Origin of the sequence: Streptomyces sp. NPDC004539, from assembly GCF_040610055.1 — a bacterium.
GTDB lineage: Bacteria > Actinomycetota > Actinomycetes > Streptomycetales > Streptomycetaceae > Streptomyces.
The window spans coordinates 40688-59772 of record NZ_JBEXLS010000002.1; the positions used below are offsets into that span (position 1 = coordinate 40688).

The following is a 19085-nucleotide window of genomic DNA, read 5'->3' on the forward strand; positions in this document are numbered from 1 at the left end:
ACCCGCGCGGGAGACGCCGGTTCCGCGCTCCCCTGTCAGGGCTCACCGGATGCCCGTGCCACGCTGATCGCCCGCCCCGGCTCACGTCAGCAGCCGTCCATGCGCTCTCAGCGTGCGGAGAGCCTCGATCGTCAGCATGGCGCGGGACTCCAGGGTGGCGGCGGGGGTCCAGTGGGGGCGGAGGAGGGGCCAGCCGCCGTCGTCCTGCTGGGCGGCGGTGAGGAAGTCGAGGGAGCGGGACATCTCGGCGTCGGTGAACCACGCGCGCGCGAGGGAGCGCGGGGTGCGGGCGAGGTCGTGGGGGAACCGGTGCTCGGTGGGCGCGTAGCCGTCGGCCACGGGGTGGGAGCTCGCCCGGTCGGGGTCCAGGACGACCAGGCGCTGGTCACGGACCAGCCGGCCCAGCCGGTCGGCGGCGGCCTGCGCGCGGGAGCGGTCGGGTACGGAGTCCAGGAAGTCGACGGCGGCCTCGACCTCGTACGGATGGGAGCTCGTGAGGGACTCCACCGCGCGCCAGCAGAAGTCGGTCGCCCGGAACAGCCAGGCGTGCCACACCTCGTTGCGGTGCAGGAGGCCCGCCACGGGACCGGTGGTCAGCAGTTCGCTCGGGGGCGCGTCCACGACCGGGACGAACGGCGCGGTCGGACAGCCCCGCTGGGCGGGCAGGACGGCCGGCAGCGCGCCCTCGGCGGTCGAGACGGCCGTCAGATGGCGGCACAGCTGCTCCACCCGCCGCCCGCCGCAGCGGCCCACGGCGTCCAGGACGCGCAGCGCGTACACGGCGTGCAGCGGTTGGCCCACGGGCCCGCGCAGATCGGGTTCCAGGGCGTGCCCGTACCCGCCGTCGGCGGTGCGGTAGGCGTCGAGGGCGGTCTCCGCGGGTTCGGCGGGGGCGCCCAGGAAGTGGTGGGCGAAGAGCCGCTGTTCCAGCACGCGCGCGTTGAGCCAGACGAAGCGCTCCGCGCGCGCGAGCGGGGAGCGCGCCGAGGGCGTCTGAGGGAGGGGGGCAGCCCCTGGTTCGGCCATGTCGCCGACCGTAGGACGGAAAACGGCTCCCGGGGGGACGTACGGCCAGGGTGTACCCGAGGGGCGGGATACTGGGGGCATGCGGTTGACGGTCTTCTGGGAGCGGATGGCGGAGCACTTCGGTACGGGGTACTCCGAGACCTTCGCGCGCGATCACGTGATGACGGAACTGGGCGGGCGGACGGTGCACGAGGCGCTGGCCGTCGGCTGGGAGGCGAAGGACGTGTGGCGGGTGGTGTGCGCGGTCATGAACGTTCCGCACGAGAACCGGTGATCCGGGGCGAAGATCGCGGGGGGATTGCCGGACCGCCGGGTGCGTGGGCGAGACTTGGGCCGTGGCACCGACTGAGGAGACCGGGCAGCTAGCCCCGCAGACACCGTCGTCCGGCACGGCTACGCCGCCCGCGGACCCTCCCGCCGACAGCAGGGAGGCGGCCGGGGAGCGCATGCCCCGGTGGCTGCCGCGCGCGATGGCGCTCGCGCTGGCCCTCGTCGGCGTGTTCCAGCTCGGGACGTGGGCGTTCCACGAACTGCTCGGACTGCTGATCAACATCCTCATCGCGTTCTTCCTGGCGCTCGCCGTCGAACCGGCCGTGAGCTGGATGGCGTCCTACGGGATGAGACGCGGGATGGCGACCTTCCTGGTCTTCTTCGGGCTGCTGATCGCCGTCGCCGGGTTCATCACGCTCCTCGGGTCGATGCTCGCCGGACAGATCGTCAAGATGGTCGACGACTTCCCGCAGTACCTCGACTCGGTCATCCACTGGGTCAACACGACGTTCCACACCGAGCTGAAGCGCGTGGACATCCAGGAGGGGCTGCTGCACTCCGACTGGCTGAAGAAGTACGCGCAGAACAGCGCCGCCGGGGTGCTCGACGTCTCCACCCAGGTTCTGGGCGGGCTCTTCCAGCTGCTGACGATCGCCCTGTTCGCGTTCTACTTCGCCGCCGACGGGCCCCGGCTGCGGCGGGGCCTGTGCTCGGTGCTGCCGCCGGCCAAGCAGGCCGAGGTGCTGCGCGCCTGGGAGATCGCCGTCGACAAGACCGGCGGGTATCTCTACTCGCGCGGGCTGATGGCGCTGATCTCCGGGATCGCGCACTACATACTGCTCCAGGTCCTGGAGATCCCCTACGCGCCCGTGCTGGGCCTGTGGGTCGGTGTCGTCTCGCAGTTCATCCCGACGCTCGGGACGTATCTCGCGGGTGCGCTGCCCATGCTGATCGCGTTCACCGTCGACCCCTGGTACGCGCTGTGGGTGCTGGTGTTCGTCGTGATCTACCAGCAGTTCGAGAACTACATGCTCCAGCCGAAGCTGACGTCCCGGACCGTCGACATCCACCCCGCCGTCGCCTTCGGCTCCGTCATCGCCGGGACCGCCCTGCTCGGGGCCGTCGGCGCGCTGATCTCCATCCCGGCGGTCGCGACGCTCCAGGCGTTCCTGGGGGCGTACGTGAAGCGGTACGACGTGACCGACGATCCGCGGGTGCAGGGCCGCCCTCGGCGCGAGGAGCCCTCGGGGCTGCGCGAGATGTGGCGGCGGGCCGGCGCGCGTGCGCGTGGGGGACGGGAGCGGTAGGCGCGCCGCCCGCGACGGGACACGCGGGTGTGGTCCGCCGGTGTGAAGGGTGGGTGGACGTACCCTCGGGAGCCGTGTGGTGCGCTTGACACGAAAATCGAACATCCATTCTGATGGAAGCTCCGGCGAGGCATTCGGCGGGGACTTCCCTGGTTGTTTTGCCCGGGTACGGGCGGAGAAGTCGCCAAGTTATCCACAGGCTGGACCGGCGTCGAGGCGCGTTGTCAGTGGCAGGCGTTAGCGTCTTGGACGTGAAGCGATCGACTCAAGCAAACCGGGTGGAACCCATGGCAGGCACGGACCGCGAGAAGGCGCTGGACGCCGCGCTCGCACAGATTGAACGGCAATTCGGCAAGGGCGCGGTCATGCGCATGGGCGAGCGGTCCATGGAGCCCATCGAGGTCATCCCGACCGGCTCGACCGCGCTCGACGTCGCGCTCGGCGTCGGCGGTCTGCCGCGTGGCCGCGTCGTCGAGGTCTACGGACCGGAGTCCTCCGGCAAGACCACGCTGACGCTGCACGCGGTGGCGAACGCCCAGAAGGCCGGCGGCCAGGTCGCGTTCGTGGACGCGGAGCACGCGCTGGACCCCGAGTACGCCAAGAAGCTCGGCGTCGACATCGACAACCTGATCCTCTCCCAGCCGGACAACGGCGAGCAGGCCCTGGAGATCGTGGACATGCTGGTCCGCTCCGGCGCCCTCGACCTCATCGTCATCGACTCCGTCGCCGCGCTCGTCCCGCGCGCGGAGATCGAGGGCGAGATGGGCGACAGCCACGTCGGCCTCCAGGCCCGCCTGATGAGCCAGGCGCTGCGGAAGATCACCAGCGCGCTCAACCAGTCCAAGACCACCGCCATCTTCATCAACCAGCTCCGCGAGAAGATCGGCGTGATGTTCGGCTCCCCGGAGACGACGACCGGTGGCCGCGCCCTGAAGTTCTACGCCTCGGTGCGCCTCGACATCCGCCGCATCGAGACCCTCAAGGACGGCACGGACGCGGTCGGCAACCGCACCCGCGTCAAGGTCGTCAAGAACAAGGTCGCGCCGCCCTTCAAGCAGGCCGAGTTCGACATCCTCTACGGCCACGGCATCTCCCGCGAGGGCGGCCTGATCGACATGGGCGTGGAGAACGGCTTCGTCCGCAAGGCCGGCGCCTGGTACACGTACGAGGGCGACCAGCTCGGCCAGGGCAAGGAGAACGCCCGCAACTTCCTGAAGGACAACCCCGATCTCGCCAACGAGATCGAGAGGAAGATCAAGGAGAAGCTGGGCGTCGGTGTCCGCCCGGAGGAGCCCACCGCCGAACCGGGCGTGGACGCCGCGAGCGCCGCCCCGGCGGACGACGCCTCCAAGACGGTCCCCGCGCCCGCCGCCAAGACCGCCAAGACCAAGGCCGCGGCAGCCAAGAGCTGATCCCCCGTGACACGACGAACCGACTGGGCCGACCCCGACCCCCATGCCTTCTGGGACCAGGAGACGCGGGACACCGGCCAGGGCCGCCGTGGCGGCACCGACCGGTCGGCACAGAGCGCGTACGACGACGGCCGGCCCGGGGACGCCTACTCCCCGGGCGCCGGCCGGCCGAGGAACGGCACGTACGCGAACGGCGATCCGTCCGGCGAGGCCCCTTGGGGTGACGGACCGGACGGCGACGGGGGACCCGGCGCGCGTGGCGGCCGTGCCGGGCGTGGCAGAACCGGCGGAGGTGGTCCGCGCGGCGGGCGCGGCCGTCGCCGGAACGGCTTCGGGGAACCGTCCGGTGGACGGTCCGCCGAGGGGGAAGGCGCCTCCGACTCGTCGAGGGCCGAGAAGGAGCAGCCTTCAGGGGACCCGGCTGAGCGGGCGCGGGGAATCTGCCTGCGCCTGCTCACCGGGGCCCCGCGCACCCGCAAGCAGCTCGCGGACGCCCTGCGCAAGCGGGAGATCCCGGACGACGTGGCCGAGGAGGTCCTCTCCCGCTTCGAGGAGGTCGGGCTGATCGACGACGGTGCCTTCGCGGACGCCTGGGTCGAGTCCCGGCACCACGGCCGGGGCCTGGCCCGGCGAGCCCTGGCCAGGGAGCTGCGCACCAAAGGCGTCGACTCCACGCTGATCGACGAGGCGGTCTCCCAGCTCGACTCCGAGCAGGAGGAGACGACCGCCCGGGAACTCGTCGCCCGCAAGCTGCGGGCCACCCGGGGTCTCGACCGGGACAAGCGCGTCCGCCGTCTCGCGGGCATGCTCGCCCGCAAGGGCTACGCCGAGGGCATGGCCCTGCGGATCGTCCGCCAGGCGCTGGAGGAGGAGGGCGAGGAGACCGACTTCCTGGACGGGGAGGGGTACTGAGCTTTCCGGATGGGGAGGGGCACTGAGCTTCTTGGGCAGGGAGGGGTGCTGAGCCCGGGGCCGCCTGCGGCCTTGGTGCCCGGCGGGTGCCTCGGGGCGGCGTGAGGGTGAGCGAGAGCCGCCGGGAGGTGGTTCTTCGGGCCGAGTGCGTGCCCCTCGGCCCCGGTGGAGCGTTGTCCTGATCGGGGCGGGACGCAGTCGTGGGGGCGACGGCCGGATCGCGGCGTCGGGGCGGTGGCCCCGGGGCCCGTGGCCGTCGAGGCGGGGGCATCGGAGCGGCCGGCTCCGGACAGGGTGGACGCGCGGGGGCGCCGATCGTGTCCGGGCCGGGCTCGGTGTACTTCCCGAGAGCTGCCGAGTGAGGGTGCGGGGTGCGGGGGAGCAAGGTGGGGGAGTGGAGCGCTGAAACGGGGGCGATCCTCTTGTCGTACCGCGACAGCCGGGACGGCCCCCGCCGACGTGTCTCCTCGGCCCCTGTGTCGCCTCGCCCCGTGTCGCTCGGCCCCCGCGTTCCTCGGCCTCGCGTCCCTCTGCCCACGCGCCCCTTCGCTTCGCTACCGCGTCACCGGGAGTCCCGCCGCCCTCCACGCCTGGAACCCGCCGACCAGGTCGGTGGCCCGGTGCAGTCCGAGCTGGTGGAGGGAGGCGGCGGCGAGGCTGGAGGCGTAGCCCTCGTTGCAGACGACGATCACGCGCAGGTCGTGGCCGGTGGCCTCGGGGGCGCGGTGGCTGCCCTGGGGGTCGAGGCGCCACTCCAGTTCGTTGCGCTCGACGACGAGGGCGCCGGGGATCAGGCCGTCCCGGTCGCGCAGGGCGGCGTACCGGATGTCGACCAGCAGCGCGTCTCCCGCGCGGGTGGCGTCGTACGCGTCCTGAGGCTCCACGCGCGCGTAGGTGGTGCGTATCCGGTCGAGCAGGGTGTCGATGCCGACAGGGTGTTCGCCGGGGGTCTCGGTGTCGCTCACTGCCAGTCCTCCGGGCGTTCGACCTGTTCGAGGCGCAGGATCTGTCCGGTCCGGCTGTAGCGGCGGATGCGGGGGAGGGGCGGGTAGTAGGCGTGGACGGAGACCGCGTGCCGGTCGGGGGACTCGTTCAGGACCTCGTGGATGTGGTGACGGCCGAACGCGCGGCCCTGGCCGGTGGACAGGTGGCGTTCGCGGTCGACCTCCTCCGTCAGCTCCAGGGTCTTCCAGCCGTCCGTCGGAAGGCGGGCCGCGAGGGAGTTCTCCTTGAGCGCGCCCTGGGCGGTGAGGAAGGCACCCACCGAGTCCGCGTGGTCGTGCCAGCCGGTGCCGGTGCCCGGGGGCCAGCCGATGAGCCACGCCTCGCTGCCCGCGGGGCCTTCGAGGCGAATCCAGGTACGGCCCTCCGGGTCGAGCGGGAGGGACGCGATCAGCTCGGCGTCGGCTGCGGTGCGTCGTACGAAGTCCAGGAGATCGGCCTGGGTGGGGACGCGTGAGGGTGTGGGGAGGGAAGAGGCGACAGACACGGACACCGTCCTGGTGAGGTTCGCTGAGGGCGCGCGAGGGGCGCGCGAAAAGGGATGCGAATCAGCAGGAGGGACACACGCAGCCCGCGTAACGGACGAGGTCCATATGGACCCTCCGCCACAGGTGCACGCAGGTGTCGGTCACGATCCGGAGTAGACCATGGCCGTGCGGGACGGTCAACTGGCTGTCACCATACGGACGGCAGGGGCGCGGACCGGTGTTCTCGTCGGATCGTCGGACCGGGGAGCACGCTCTGTGCGGGGCCGGAGAACGCGCGCTCCGAAGGACCGGGGAACGCGCTCCCGTACGTCACGAGACCCCGGGATCGTGCGCCTCCCGGTGGAGCCGGAGGCCGCCGGTGCTCACTGCACCCCCGCCTCCGCCTCCTCCCGGCTCGCCCCGCCCATCGCCGTCTCCGCCGCCGCGTACAGATCCGCCGGCCGTACGCCGTTCAGCGCGGCCACCAGATGCCCGTCCGGACGGATCAGCAGCACGGTGTGGGGCGCGGCCCCCGGATAGCTCTCGGCGACCAGCAGCTCCGCCGGATACGGCAGCGCGGTCACCGCGGCGGCGAGCCGGGGCATGATGCCGGCGCCCACCCAGTGCTTGCGCTCCCACACGCCGGTCCCCGGCGCGACCAGCACGGCGAGCAGCGCGCCCCGGCCGAGCCGGTCGCGCAGGCGGACGAAGGAGCCGTCCTCGGCGGTCACCCGGACGTCGGCGACCTGCGCGCCGGGCGGCGTGTCCACGGGCACCTCCGCGGCCAGGTGCCGGGGCGCGAGCGGGGAGTCGGCGTGGCCGCCGGGCGCGCCGAGCGGGCCCCGGCCGAGGTGGCCGTCGGAGAGCAGCGCGTCGTGCCCCCGGGCGGCGCCGGGGACGTACGCGCGCAGACCCCCGCCGCCGCGCAGCAGCGGCAGTGTCTGGTCGGCCGCGCGCAGCCGGGCGGAGACGGCCGCGCGGCGCTCCGCCTGGTAGCTGTCGAGGAGCGCCTCGCGCGGGCCGTGGTGCCAGGCCGCCGCGAGCTTCCAGGCGAGGTTGTCGGCGTCCCGGAGGCCCTCGTCGAGCCCCTGCGTGCCGAACGCGCCCAGCAGATGCGCCGCGTCCCCGGCGAGGAAGACCCGGCCCACGCGCCAGCGGCGGGCCAGCCGGTGGTGGACGGTGTGGACGCCGGTGTCGAGCAGCTCGTACGGAGGGGTCGTCCCGCCGTTCCAGCCGGTGAGGGTCTCGCGCACGCGCGCCACCAGCAGCTCGGGCGTGACGAGGTCCTTGCCGGGCGGGAGCAGCCAGTCCAGGCGCCAGACGCCGTCCGGGAGGGGGCGGGCGGTGACCTCCCCGGCCGATGGTCCGGACGTCCGCCACGGCGGCATCCGATGGAGCAACGCCTGACCCTCCCACGGAAGTTCCGCCCGCAGCGCCGCCACGGCGTGTCGCTCGACGCCGGTGCGTCCCGGGAAGCGGATGTCCTGGAGCTTGCGGACCGTGGAACGGGGGCCGTCGCAGCCGACCAGATGACTCCCGCGCCACCAGGTGCCCTTCGGCCCGCGCGTGTGCGCGGTGACGCCGGACGCCTCCTGCTCGATCGTGTCCAGCCGGCTGTCCGGGGAGAGCTTCACCAGGCGCTCGCGCGCGACAGCGGTACGCAGCGCGTTCGTGAGGACGTGCTGCGCGAGGTGCAGGGGGGCCGGTTCGGCGTCGTCGAACGTGACCTCACGCATCGTCTGTTTGCGGCGCAGCGACCGCCAGCCCGTCCAGCGCAGCCCGTCGAGCGGGGCACCGGTGAGCCGTTCCGCCAGCGCGGTCGTGTCCTCCCGCAGGACGACCGTCCGCGCGAGCCTCGGTTCGTCCTTCCCCGGGCCCTCGTCCAGCACGACCGACGGCACCTCCTGACGCGCGAGCGCCAGGGCGAGCGTGAGCCCCACGGGCCCCGCTCCGACGATGATCACCGGGTCCACTGGACGCCGCCCCCTGCCCGCGACGGTGCCCTCAGGGACGTGAGTGAATACGAAGGACGAGCAGGGAGCGCGATCACAGAACGTATGCAACCCATTGCCGCTGCTTGCGTCAAGTGACGGAGGCAGTGGCGCGCGCGCCACTGCCTCCGTACAGGTCAAGGGATGTGAGGGAGCGTCAGGTCGCGCCGCCCGCACCCGTGCCGTATGTGCCGCCGACAACGGCCGAAGTCGCCACGTCGTCGGTGCCCAGTACCGCGCCCGTGCTGCGCTTGCTCTGCCGCAGGCGCTTCTCCAGCCAGCTCGCGAAGCTGGTCAGGATGAAGTTCAGGACGATGAACATGACCGCGACCACGATGAAGCTCGGGATCGGGTTGGCGTAGTTGGCCGCCAGCGTGCCGCGCGAGTTGAGCAGCTCGGTGAAGCCGATCATCACACCGCCCAGCGCGGTGTCCTTCACGATGACGACGAGCTGGCTGACGATCGCCGGCAGCATCGCCGTGACGGCCTGCGGGAGCAGGATGCTGCTCATCGTCTGGCCCTTGCGCAGACCGATGGCGTAGGCGGCCTCCGTCTGGCCCCTGGGGAGGGCCAGGATGCCCGCGCGGACGATCTCGGCGAGCACGGCCGCGTTGTAGAGCACCAGGCCCGTCACAACGGCGTACAGCGGCCGGTCCTCGCTCGTGATGTCCGTGGAGCTGGAGAAGAACTGGTTCGCGAACAGGATCAGCAGCAGTACCGGGATGGCCCGGAAGAACTCGACGATCGTCCCGGACACCGCGCGCACCGTGGCGTGGTCGGAGAGGCGGGCGATGCCCAGGACCGCGCCCAGCGGGAGGGCGATCAGCATGGCGAGCGCGGCGGCCTTCAGCGTGTCGCCGAGCCCGGGCAGGAGGTACGTCGTCCAGGCTTCCGACTCGGTGAACGGGCTCCACTGGGCGGACGTCAGGAGATTCTTGTCGTCCATCTTCTGCCACACCCACCACACGAGCAGGACGAGCAGGGCGGCGAAGACCACCGAGAGGACGATGTTGCGCACCTTGGCCCGGGGGCCGGGAGTGTCGTACAGGACCGAGCTCATCGCTTCACCGCCAGTCGCTTGCCCAGCCAGCCGAGGAAGAGGCCGGTCGGCAGGGTCAGTACCACGAAGCCGAACGCGAAGACCACGCCGATGAGCAGCGTCTGCGCTTCGTTCTCGATCATCGTCTTCATCAGGTAGGCGGCCTCGGCGACGCCGATCGCGGCGGCAACCGTGGTGTTCTTGGTCAACGCGATCAGGACGTTGGCCAACGGGCCGATGACCGCGCGGAATGCCTGCGGCAGGATGACGAGCGTCAGGGTCTGGGTGAAGCTCAGGCCGATGGCCCGTGCGGCCTCAGCCTGCCCCATCGGCACTGTGTTGATGCCGGAGCGCAGCGCCTCGCAGACGAACGCGGCGGTGTACGCGACCAGACCGAGCACGGCCAGCCGGAATCCCTGGATCTTGAAGTCGTCGGCGCCCAGGGTCACACCGAAGACGTCGGCGAGACCCGCCGAGCAGAACAGGATGATGACCGTCAGGGGGATGTTCCGGACGATGTTGACGTAGGCCGTGCCGAACCCGCGCATCAGCGGGACCGGGCTGACCCGCATCCCGGCCAGCAGGGTGCCCCAGACGAGGGAGCCCAGGCCGGAGAGTGCGGTGAGTTTCACCGTCATCCAGAACGCCCCGAGGACGTCGTAACCTTCAAGAAAGTCGAACACGATCTCCCGCGCTTCCGGGTGGATGGTCAGGGGGAGGGCGCGGCGCGCCGCCGCCGTGATCGCGACGTACGGCGGTGCGCCTCGGGAACCCTTCGGGGTTGCTCCGCGTCTACTTGACGAGGACGCCGATCTTCGGGGCCGGCTCGTTCTTGTAGTTCGCCGGGCCGAAGTTGGCGTCGACCGCCTTCTGCCAGGAGCCGTCGGAGACCATCTTCTCCAGCGCCTTGTTGATCTTGTCGGTGGTCGCGGTGTCGCCCTTCTTGACGCCGATGCCGTAGTTCTCGTTGCTGAGCTTGAGGCCCGCGAGCTTGAACTGGCCCTTGTACTGGTCCTGCGAGGCGAAGCCCGCGAGGATCGAGTCGTCGGTCGTCACCGCGTCCACGGCGCCGTTCTGGAGGGCGGCGATGCACTCGGAGTAGCTGCTGTACTCCTTCAGGTTGGCCTTGGGCGCGATCGTCTTCTGGACGTTCTGCGCGGAGGTCGAGCCCGTCACGGAACACAGCTTCTTGCCGTTGAGGTCGTCGCCCTTGGCGATGTTCGCGCTCGCCTTGATCAGCAGGTCCTGGTGCGCCAGCAGGTACGGCCCAGCGAAGTCGACCTTCTCCTTGCGCTTGTCCGTGATCGAGTACGTCGCCGCGATGAACTTGACGTCCCCGCGCTCGAGCGCGTTCTCACGGTCGGCGCTCTTGGTCTCGACGAAGGTGATCTGGTTCGGCTGGTACCCCAGCTCCTTGGCGACGTACGTGGCGACGTCCACGTCGAAGCCCGCGAAGGAACCGTCCGGCTTCTTCAGGCCGAGGCCGGGCTGGTCGTACTTGATGCCGATCTTGATCTTGCTGCCGCCCCCGCTGGAGGAGCTGCTGTTCGTGTCGTCGTCCTTCTTGTCGCTGCCGCAGGCGGTCGCGGCGAGGGCGAGGGCGAGGACGGCGGCCGAGGCGGCGGTGACCTTGCGAAGCTTCATGGAGCGTCCTTAGGAGTGCTGGGAAGGGATGCGGGTCCGTATCGGTGCGGGTGAGGCCGTCAGTGGTGCAGGATCTTGGACAGGAAGTCCTTCGCGCGATCGCTGCGCGGGTTGCTGAAGAACTGGTCGGGGGCGGCCTGCTCGACGATGCGGCCGTCCGCCATGAACACCACCCGGTTGGCGGCCGAACGGGCGAAGCCCATCTCGTGGGTGACGACGATCATCGTCATGCCGTCCCGGGCGAGCTGCTGCATGACCTCCAGGACCTCGTTGATCATCTCGGGGTCCAGCGCGGAGGTGGGCTCGTCGAAGAGCATCACCTTCGGGTCCATCGCGAGCGCCCTCGCGATGGCCACACGCTGCTGCTGGCCGCCCGAGAGCTGTGCGGGGTACTTGTCGGCCTGGGTACCCACTCCGACGCGGTCCAGGAGCGCCCTGGCCTTCTCCTCGGCCGCCTTCTTGTCGGCCTTGCGGACCTTGACCTGTCCCAGCGTCACGTTCTCGAGCACGGTCTTGTGCGCGAACAGGTTGAACGACTGGAAGACCATGCCGACGTCGGCGCGCAGCTTGGCCAGCTCCTTGCCCTCCTGGGGCAGCGCCTTCCCGTCGATCGTGATCGTGCCCTCGTCGATCGTCTCCAGGCGGTTGATCGTGCGGCACAGGGTGGACTTCCCGGACCCTGAGGGTCCGATGACCACGACGACCTCGCCGCGCGCGATGGTCAGATCGATGTCCTGGAGCACGTGCAACGCACCGAAGTGCTTGTTCACGCTCTTCAGGACGACCAGCTCGTCGGTCGAGGCCGCGTCCTGCTTGGCCACCGATACTTCGGTCATCGCTCTCTGGCTCCGTCCTCCTCGGGTTTCGAGGACAGTAGTAACCAGTCGCGACCAGCGTCATTACATCTGAGGTGAATCTGAGCATCACGATCCGATAGCAATCGGACACGTGTAGTGGCCCGGCGACCTGAGCGCGTATCGGGCGGATAACGGAAGGGGTGCGCAACCGGAACCCGCTTGACGGCGTCGTCGTCCATCAGCGTGACTTCGGTGGTGCACGCGCGCGTGGTGGCGCGTTTTCGCACCCGGGGCTCCGGTTCATTCCTAGGGGCTCGGCGCTACAAAGGAATGAACTGGGGGAGGCCGGAATGAGACTGCTGCTCGTCGAGGACGACAATCACGTCGCCGCGGCCCTGTCCGCGGTCCTCAGGAGGCACGGTTTCGACGTCACCCACGCGCGCAGCGGCGAGGAGGCCCTCCAGGCGCTCGTCCCCGAGGGGCCCGGGTTCGGCGTCGTCCTGCTCGACCTGGGACTGCCCGACCAGGACGGCTACGAGGTGTGCGGCAAGATCCGCAAGCGCACCGCCACCCCGGTCATCATGGTCACCGCCCGCTCGGACGTACGCTCCCGCATCCACGGCCTCAACCTGGGCGCGGACGACTACGTCGTGAAGCCGTACGACACCGGCGAGCTGCTCGCCCGAATCCACGCCGTCAGCCGCCGCACCGTCCACGAGGACGGCGCCCCGGCGGCCGACAGCGCCCTCGTCCTCGGCCCCGTCCACATCGAGCTGCCGACCCGCCGGGTCACCGTGGACGGCGCCGTCGTACAGCTCACCCGAAAGGAGTTCGATCTGCTCGCCCTTCTGGCCCAGCGGCCCGGCGTGGTGTTCCGCCGAGAGCAGATCATCAGCGAGGTGTGGCGCACGAGCTGGGAGGGCACCGGGCGCACCCTGGAGGTGCACGTCGCCTCGCTGCGCGCCAAGCTGCGCATGCCCGCGCTCATCGAGACCGTACGCGGCGTGGGCTACCGGCTCGTCGCGCCGGCCGCGTAGCGGGCACGCGTGCGTACACGGCTGCTGCCGCTGCTCATCGTCCTCATGGCGGCCGTCCTGCTCGCCTTCGGCGTCCCGCTGGCCGTCAGCCTCGCGGGCGCGCAGCAGCAGAAAGTGGTGGTCGACCGGATCGACGACACCGCGCGGTTCGCGGCGCTCGCGCAGTTCGTGACGGTGACCGAGGACGTGTCGACCACCCCCAATGAGCGGCAGGAGACGCTGCGGAAGGAGCTCCAGAGCTACTACGGCGTCTACGGCATCTGTGGCGGGGTCTTCCCGCGCAGAGGTGCCCCCATGGCCGTCGCCCCGTCCAGCTGGGGGCTGGGCGCGAAGGACTCCGAGGTACGCAAGGCGTTCAACGAGGCACTGCTCAGCCGTCGTAGTCACGACCCCGAGCAGGTGTGGCCCTGGGACCGGAGTCGGCTGGTCGTGGCGTCGCCCGTCATCCGGGACGGCGACGTCGTCGCGGTCGTCGTCACGGACTCACCCACCGGGGCGCTGCGGTCACGCATCCTGCGCGGGTGGCTGATCATCGGCGCGGGCGAGGTCGCCGCGCTGCTGATCGCGATCGGCGCCGCGCTGCGGCTGACGGGCTGGGTGCTCAAGCCGGTCGGGATTCTCGACAGCACCACCCACGCGATCGCCAGCGGTCGGCTGAAGTCCCGCGTGGCGGCCTCTGGAGGCCCTCCAGAGCTCCGCAGGCTGGCCCGGTCGTTCAACGAGATGGCGGACACCGTCGAGGACGTCCTGGAGCAGCAGAGGGCTTTCGTCGCCGACGCCTCGCACCAGCTGCGCAACCCGCTCGCCGCGCTCCTGCTGAGGATCGAACTGCTGTCGTACGAACTTCCCGAGGGCAACGAGGAGATCGCCTCCGTCCAGGGCGAGGGCAAGCGACTCGCCCAGGTCCTCGACGACCTCCTCGACCTCGCCCTGGCCGAGCACTCCGAGGCCGACCTGAGGATCACCGACGTCGGTCTGATCGCCGCCGAACGCGTCGCCGCGTGGGCGCCCACCGCCGAGGCCAAGGGGGTCACCCTGCGCGGGGACTGTCCGGCCACCACCGCGTGGGCCGACCCCGTCGCCCTGTCCAGCGCGCTGGACGCCGTCATCGACAACGCCGTCAAGTTCACCCCCGAGGGCGAGAAGGTCGAGGTGTCCGTCGCCGTCGACGGCACCACCGCGACCGTCGTCGTCACCGACAACGGGCCCGGCCTCACGGAGGAGGAACTCGCGCGCGTGGGCGACCGTTTCTGGCGCAGCGGACGGCATCAGAACATCAAGGGCTCGGGGCTCGGGCTGTCGATCTCCCGCGCGCTGCTCGCGGCGGGCGGGGCGACGATCTCGTACGGCCCCCACGAACCGCGCGGGCTGACGGTGACGGTCCGGGTGCCCAGGACGTCGGCCTCCTGAACTACGGCTTCACCGAGCGGTAGTAGCGGCGGGCGCCGGCGTGCAGGGTGAGGGGGTCGGTGTAGATGGCCGTCCTCAGGTCCACGAGCTGCGCGGAGTGGACGTTCTTGCCGATGTCGTCACGGCTCTTGATGACGATCCGGGTGAACCACTCGACGAGGCGCTCCGGGGTGTCCGCACGGGTGATCAGGAGGTTGGCGACGGCGACCGTGGGCACGGGCTCGCCGTGCTGGAGGTTCGGGTAGGCGTCCCCGGGCATGTTGGTGGACCGGTAGTAGACGGCCGGACCACCCTGTTCGTGCATCTTGGCGACGAGGTCCGGCGGTATGGCCACGAACCGGAACTCGAAGGGCTTGGCCGCCAGGGGCTGGAGGCCGTTGGTCGGTACTCCGCCGGACCAGAAGAACGCGTCGATCTTGCCGGCCATGAGATCCCGCGGCCCGGTGTCGATGCCTTCGTTCATGGGCGTGATCTCCTTCTGGGAGACGCCGGCCGCCGCGAGGACCCGGTTCGCCATGAGCCGTACGCCGGAGTTGTTGAGCCCGGTGCCGACCCGTTTGCCCTTCAGGTCGGCGACCGTCTTCACGTCCGATCCGGCCGGCACGATCAGCTGGAGGTAGTCGTCGTACAGGCGCGCGACCGCGCGCAGCTCGTCCGGTCCGTCCTTGTGCGCGTCCTCGTACCCGGCGACGGCGTCGGCGGCTGCGATCGCGAACTGCGCCTCGTCGGCGGCCACGCTCTTGACGTTCGCCTGCGAGCCGTTGCTCTGGAGCAGCTGCACCTTCAGCCCCGGCATGTTCTCGGACAGCGCACCCTTCAGGAGTTCGGCGTACTGGTAGTACACGCCGACCTTGTTCCCGGTGGTGAACTTGACCGACCCGGACGGCGGATCGTCCCCCAGCGGCAGCAGCCACCACAGCAGCAGCCCGAGCAGGACGACACCGACGCCGGCTCCTTCGAGCGCGTGGCGCTTGCCGATACGGGCGGGCAGCTTGGGCATGGCGCGATCCTGCCAGGCGGGGCGGACGGTGACCAGGGCGGGCGGCACAGGGGGGTTGTCAGTGGGCGCCGATACAGTCGGGGCATGAGTTCGTCGCCCGCCGATCTGGTCAGTGAGTTCCACCGAGCCTTCGGGCTCGACGCCCGCAGCACGCCCTCCGAGGTCGCCCCCGCGCTCGCCGCGCACCGCGGGGAGCTGCTCGCGGAGGAGGCCGCGGAAGTCGCCGAGGTGGCCGTGACCGGCCCCCTGGACCGGCTGGCGCACGAACTGGCGGACGTCGTGTACGTCGCCTACGGCACGGCCCTCGTGCACGGCATCGACCTCGACGCCGTCCTCGCCGAGATCCACCGCTCCAACATGACGAAGATCGGCCCCGGCGGGGAGATCGCCCGCAGGGTCGACGGGAAGGTGCTCAAGGGGGAGCACTACGAGGCGCCGGACGTGGCGGGGGTGCTGCGCCGACAGGGATGGGGGTCCGCTTCGTAGGGCGGCTGTGTACGGCGGCGCCGGGCCCCGGGGATCGCTCACGGCGCGCGACGGGCCCCGCCGGGGATCGTGCACGGCGCCGGGTGGGCCCCCGCCGGGGCGGTGGCCCACCCGTTCCTCACGCCGGTGAGCCCGCCAGCTTCCACTCCCGGTGCAGCGTGCCCAGCGGGATGTCCCGCTTGAGCACCGGGGTGCCGAAGACGGAGAGCTGGAGCCGCAGGGTGCCGGTCAGGTCGATGCCGCCGTAGAGCGCCCAGGTGCCCTTCGTCTCGAAGTCGCCGTCCGTGCCGGTGACCGAACCCTGGCCCTCGCCCCGGACGTACGGCGCGAGGTCCGCGATCACGCCGACGGTGCCGTAGAGGCCCACGCTGGCCTCCGCGCCCAGGGCCGCCTTGACGGAGCCCGCGGTGGTGACGGACGTGCGCACCGGAGTGCTCTTCACGGTCGAGGAGTTGACCGGCGTCCACCCCTGGGTGAGCCCGAAGGACCCGCCCGCCTTGAAGTCGCCCTCGACGCTCTGCTCGACGTCGACCGTGACCTTGCCGTCGCCGGTGATCTGGACGTAGCAGGTCAGGTCCAGGTTGACGACGACCGGGACCGGGCCGACCTGGAGCACCGGGTCGGCGTGCAGTTTGGCGAAGGGGATGCGCTGGGCGGTCGCCGAGGCGGCGGCGCGGCCCTTCAGGGACCAGGCCGAGGACCAGTCGCCGGAGACCCCGAGGTACGCCGAGAGCGGGGAGGCCGCCGCGCCCTCGCCGCCGTACGTGAAGTCGACCTGCGGGGCGACCTGGACGAAGCCCGAGACGGACGCGGAGGCCGACGCGGAGCCGTTGCCGACCGTCGGCAGCGCGGCGCTGACGTCGAGCCGCAGACTGCCGAGGGGGACGGTCGCGCCCTTCGGGCCGACGTGCACGTCCCCGGTCTTCGACCAGGAGATGTCGACGTCCGGCAGCAGCTTGTCAATCTCGAACGCGGACGGGTCGACGGGGACCCTCCCCTTCGCCGTCTCGTCGGCCAGCAGCGCGTTCAGCTGCGCCGGTTCGGTCTCCACCTCGGTGCCCTCGTCCGTCTCGCCGAGGACCTTCGTCACCTTGGCGAGCAGACCGTTCGGGGCGCCGGGGGCGGGGGCGCTGGCGATGACGTCGCCCACGGCGGTGGTCTGCTCGGGGGCGGAGCCGGCGGGCGCGGAATCGCTCGCCGAGGGGGCTGCGGAGGCCGGTCCCGAGGGCGATTCCACGTCGCCGGAGGGCTGCGGGGAGGCCGGGTTTTCGGTGGATTCCGAGGGACTTGAGGAATTTGTGGGTGATGGGGAACTTTCGTTCCGCTTGCCCGCGTTGGAGGAGATGACGGCCCGTCCGGTCCGGCTGTCGTACGAGGCCACGCTCAGCTTGCTGGCCTTGGCCCGTCCGTCGGACCCGCCGCCGGGGCGCGCGGTGGCGGTCGGCGCGTCGTCGGGTGCGGCGGCCACGGCCAGCGGGGCGTCGTCCGGAGCGGTCGTCGAGATGTCCGCGGCGATCTGCTCGCCGGCCGCGGCGGGGCGGTCGTTCTGCGGGGCGGAGGAACAGCCCGCCGCGAGGAGCAGGGTGCTCGCGACCAGAGCGGGCATGAGGGCGCGATAGGGCTTCGTGCGTCGGCGCAACGTCAGTCCTGGAGGTGAGGGGGGTGTGGAGAGAGAACGACCGGCGGGGCGAGTTCGCCTACTCACCGGTAACGGGCCATGAGCATGCCACGGCGACCACGCGGAGGTTCCACAGTTTGATCACATCGGGGTGTGACCTGCGTCATGTCTGGGGCGTTCTCGGGGGCTTGCTGGCGGTGTGCGGCGAGTTGTCGGTCCGGGCCTCAACTCGGCTTCGTGGAGGGCGACTTCGGTGCCGGACCGGAACGCGGAACGGCCCCCGGGGCGACGCGGGTCGCGCGTCGCTTCGGGGGCCGTGCGGGGTGGAGGGGGCCTCGAAGGGGGGTGCCTCGAGCGAGGGGGCCTCGATGGGGAGGGCCTCAGCGGGGAGGGCCTCAAGGGAGAGGGCCTCAAGGGGGAGGGCCTCGAAGGGGAGGGCTTCAGTCGCCCACCGACGTCTGCTCCTGCTTCTCCACCAGAGGTGGCACCTCCTGCGCCGCCTTGGCGGACTCCCGGCGCAGCGCCCAGCGCGTGGCGAGGGGCTCGGTGTAGCGGGCCGTCAGCGGGCCGATGATCACCAGCAGGAGGACGTACGCCGTGGCCAGCGGGCCGAGCGACGGCTCGATGCCGGCCGTGACCGCGAGGCCCGCGATGACGATCGAGAACTCGCCGCGCGCGACCAGCGTGCCGCCGGTGCGCCAGCGGCCACGGACGGAGATCCCGGCCCGCCGGGCGGCCCAGTAGCCGGTGGCGATCTTCGTGCCCGCCGTCACGACCGCCAGCGCCAGAGCGGGCAGCAGTACGGGCGGGATGCTCGCCGGGTCCGTATGCAGGCCGAAGAAGACGAAGAAGACGGCCGCGAACAGATCGCGCAGCGGGCTCAGCAGCGTGTGGGCGCCCTCGGCGACCTCGCCCGACAGCGCGATGCCCACGAGGAACGCGCCGACCGCCGCCGACACCTGGAGCTCCTGCGCCACACCGGCCACCAGGATCGTCAGCCCCAGCACCACGAGGAGCAGCTTCTCCGGGTCGTCGCTGGAGACGAACCGCGAGATGAGCCGCCCGTACCGCAGCGCCACGAACAGCACGAGCCCCGCGACACCCAGCGCGATCGCCAGCGTCAGCGACCCCGACAGCAGCCCGGCGCCCGCCACCAGCGCGGTGACGATCGGCAGGTACACCGCCATCGCCAGGTCCTCCAGCACGAGAATGCTGAGGATCACCGGCGTCTCCCGGTTGCCGACCCGCCCCAGGTCGCCCAGCACCTTCGCGATCACCCCGGACGAAGAGATCCAGGTGACCCCCGCGAGGACGACGGCCGCGACCGGCCCCCAGCCGAGCAGCAGCGCGGCGGCGGCGCCCGGCAGCGCGTTGAGACAGAAGTCGACGACCCCGGCGGGATAGTGCGACTTCAGGTTGGAGACGAGATCGCTGGCCGTGTACTCCAGGCCGAGCATCAGCAGCAGGAGGATGACACCGATCTCGGCACCCGTCGCGACGAACTCCTCGCTCGCGCCGAGCGGCAGCAGCCCGCCCTCACCGAAGGCGAGACCGGCCAGCAGGTACAGCGGGATCGGCGAGAACTGGAACCGGGCGGCGACCCGCCCGAGCAGTCCGAGGCCGAGGATGATGGAACCGAACTCGATGAGCAGGACCGCGGAATGCAC

The 19085-nt window shown here is 71.2% G+C and carries 19 protein-coding genes; 7 read left to right on the plus strand and 12 right to left on the minus strand.

What is annotated here, in order from left to right:
* Nucleotides 1-81: 81 nt before the first annotated feature.
* Nucleotides 82-1026: a hypothetical protein gene (locus ABZX85_RS03915; RefSeq protein ID WP_355862369.1), complete on the minus strand. Its 945-nt coding sequence runs from the start codon at nt 1024-1026 to the stop codon at nt 82-84.
* Between the two features lie 79 nt (nt 1027-1105).
* On the opposite strand from ABZX85_RS03915, the gene ABZX85_RS03920 reads away from it, so the two are divergent.
* The 4 genes from ABZX85_RS03920 to recX all read left to right on the plus strand — a co-directional run bounded on the left by ABZX85_RS03920 (nt 1106) and on the right by recX (nt 4927).
* The gene (locus ABZX85_RS03920) at nt 1106-1300 is read left to right on the plus strand and encodes a DUF3046 domain-containing protein (RefSeq protein WP_355862370.1); all 195 of its coding nucleotides are present in this window, start codon (nt 1106-1108) and stop codon (nt 1298-1300) included.
* Nucleotides 1301-1361: 61 nt separating this feature from the next.
* Entirely contained in the window at nt 1362-2603 is a 1242-nt protein-coding gene (locus ABZX85_RS03925; protein WP_355862371.1) for an AI-2E family transporter, read from the plus strand.
* Nucleotides 2604-2890: 287 nt separating this feature from the next.
* Nucleotides 2891-4015 carry a recombinase RecA gene (gene recA, locus ABZX85_RS03930; RefSeq protein ID WP_355862372.1) on the plus strand — a complete coding sequence of 375 codons (1125 nt, stop codon included), beginning with the start codon at nt 2891-2893 and terminating at the stop codon, nt 4013-4015.
* Nucleotides 4016-4021: 6 nt separating this feature from the next.
* A complete protein-coding gene (gene recX / locus ABZX85_RS03935; protein ID WP_355862373.1) occupies nt 4022-4927 on the plus strand; it encodes a recombination regulator RecX in 906 nt (301 codons plus the stop codon).
* A 554-nt stretch (nt 4928-5481) separates the two neighbouring features.
* Here recX and ABZX85_RS03940 read toward each other — a convergent pair.
* From ABZX85_RS03940 to ABZX85_RS03975, 8 genes are all read right to left on the minus strand, one after another.
* Entirely contained in the window at nt 5482-5892 is a 411-nt protein-coding gene (locus tag ABZX85_RS03940) for a rhodanese-like domain-containing protein (protein ID WP_355862374.1), read from the minus strand.
* Entirely contained in the window at nt 5889-6422 is a 534-nt protein-coding gene (locus tag ABZX85_RS03945) for a cysteine dioxygenase (RefSeq protein ID WP_355862375.1), read from the minus strand. The genes ABZX85_RS03940 and ABZX85_RS03945 overlap by 4 nt, the downstream gene beginning before the upstream one ends.
* A 55-nt stretch (nt 6423-6477) precedes the next feature.
* Complete coding sequence (locus ABZX85_RS03950; RefSeq protein WP_355863078.1) at nt 6478-6522, minus strand: hypothetical protein; 45 nt, start codon at nt 6520-6522, stop codon at nt 6478-6480.
* Nucleotides 6523-6779: 257 nt separating this feature from the next.
* Nucleotides 6780-8369, minus strand: coding sequence for an FAD-dependent monooxygenase (locus tag ABZX85_RS03955; protein ID WP_355862376.1), 1590 nt, complete (start codon nt 8367-8369; stop codon nt 6780-6782).
* 175 nt (nt 8370-8544) lie between these two features.
* Complete coding sequence (locus ABZX85_RS03960; protein ID WP_355862377.1) at nt 8545-9447, minus strand: amino acid ABC transporter permease; 903 nt, start codon at nt 9445-9447, stop codon at nt 8545-8547.
* Nucleotides 9444-10109, minus strand: coding sequence for an amino acid ABC transporter permease (locus ABZX85_RS03965; RefSeq protein WP_355862378.1), 666 nt, complete (start codon nt 10107-10109; stop codon nt 9444-9446). The genes ABZX85_RS03960 and ABZX85_RS03965 overlap by 4 nt, the downstream gene beginning before the upstream one ends.
* A 109-nt stretch (nt 10110-10218) precedes the next feature.
* A complete protein-coding gene (locus ABZX85_RS03970; protein ID WP_355862379.1) occupies nt 10219-11070 on the minus strand; it encodes a glutamate ABC transporter substrate-binding protein in 852 nt (283 codons plus the stop codon).
* 59 nt (nt 11071-11129) lie between these two features.
* The gene (locus tag ABZX85_RS03975; protein WP_355862380.1) at nt 11130-11906 is read right to left on the minus strand and encodes an amino acid ABC transporter ATP-binding protein; all 777 of its coding nucleotides are present in this window, start codon (nt 11904-11906) and stop codon (nt 11130-11132) included.
* Nucleotides 11907-12217: 311 nt separating this feature from the next.
* Between ABZX85_RS03975 and ABZX85_RS03980 the strand changes: the two genes are divergently transcribed.
* Both ABZX85_RS03980 and ABZX85_RS03985 read left to right on the plus strand, forming a co-directional pair.
* Nucleotides 12218-12904 carry a response regulator transcription factor gene (locus ABZX85_RS03980; protein ID WP_355862381.1) on the plus strand — a complete coding sequence of 229 codons (687 nt, stop codon included), beginning with the start codon at nt 12218-12220 and terminating at the stop codon, nt 12902-12904.
* A gap of 9 nt (nt 12905-12913) precedes the next feature.
* Nucleotides 12914-14314, plus strand: a complete 1401-nt coding sequence (locus ABZX85_RS03985) for a HAMP domain-containing sensor histidine kinase (protein WP_355862382.1) — start codon at nt 12914-12916, stop codon at nt 14312-14314.
* A gap of 1 nt (nt 14315) precedes the next feature.
* Here the strand turns inward: ABZX85_RS03985 and ABZX85_RS03990 are convergent, their stop codons facing one another.
* Complete coding sequence (locus tag ABZX85_RS03990) at nt 14316-15314, minus strand: TAXI family TRAP transporter solute-binding subunit (RefSeq protein ID WP_355862383.1); 999 nt, start codon at nt 15312-15314, stop codon at nt 14316-14318.
* Nucleotides 15315-15398: 84 nt separating this feature from the next.
* On the opposite strand from ABZX85_RS03990, the gene ABZX85_RS03995 reads away from it, so the two are divergent.
* Nucleotides 15399-15800 carry a MazG nucleotide pyrophosphohydrolase domain-containing protein gene (locus ABZX85_RS03995; protein ID WP_355862384.1) on the plus strand — a complete coding sequence of 134 codons (402 nt, stop codon included), beginning with the start codon at nt 15399-15401 and terminating at the stop codon, nt 15798-15800.
* 118 nt (nt 15801-15918) lie between these two features.
* On the opposite strand, the gene ABZX85_RS04000 is transcribed toward ABZX85_RS03995, so the two are convergent.
* On the minus strand, nt 15919-17406 hold the full coding sequence (locus tag ABZX85_RS04000) for a hypothetical protein (RefSeq protein ID WP_355862385.1): 1488 nt from the start codon (nt 17404-17406) through the stop codon (nt 15919-15921).
* A gap of 452 nt (nt 17407-17858) precedes the next feature.
* Entirely contained in the window at nt 17859-19085 is a 1227-nt protein-coding gene (locus tag ABZX85_RS04005; RefSeq protein ID WP_355862386.1) for a cation:proton antiporter, read from the minus strand.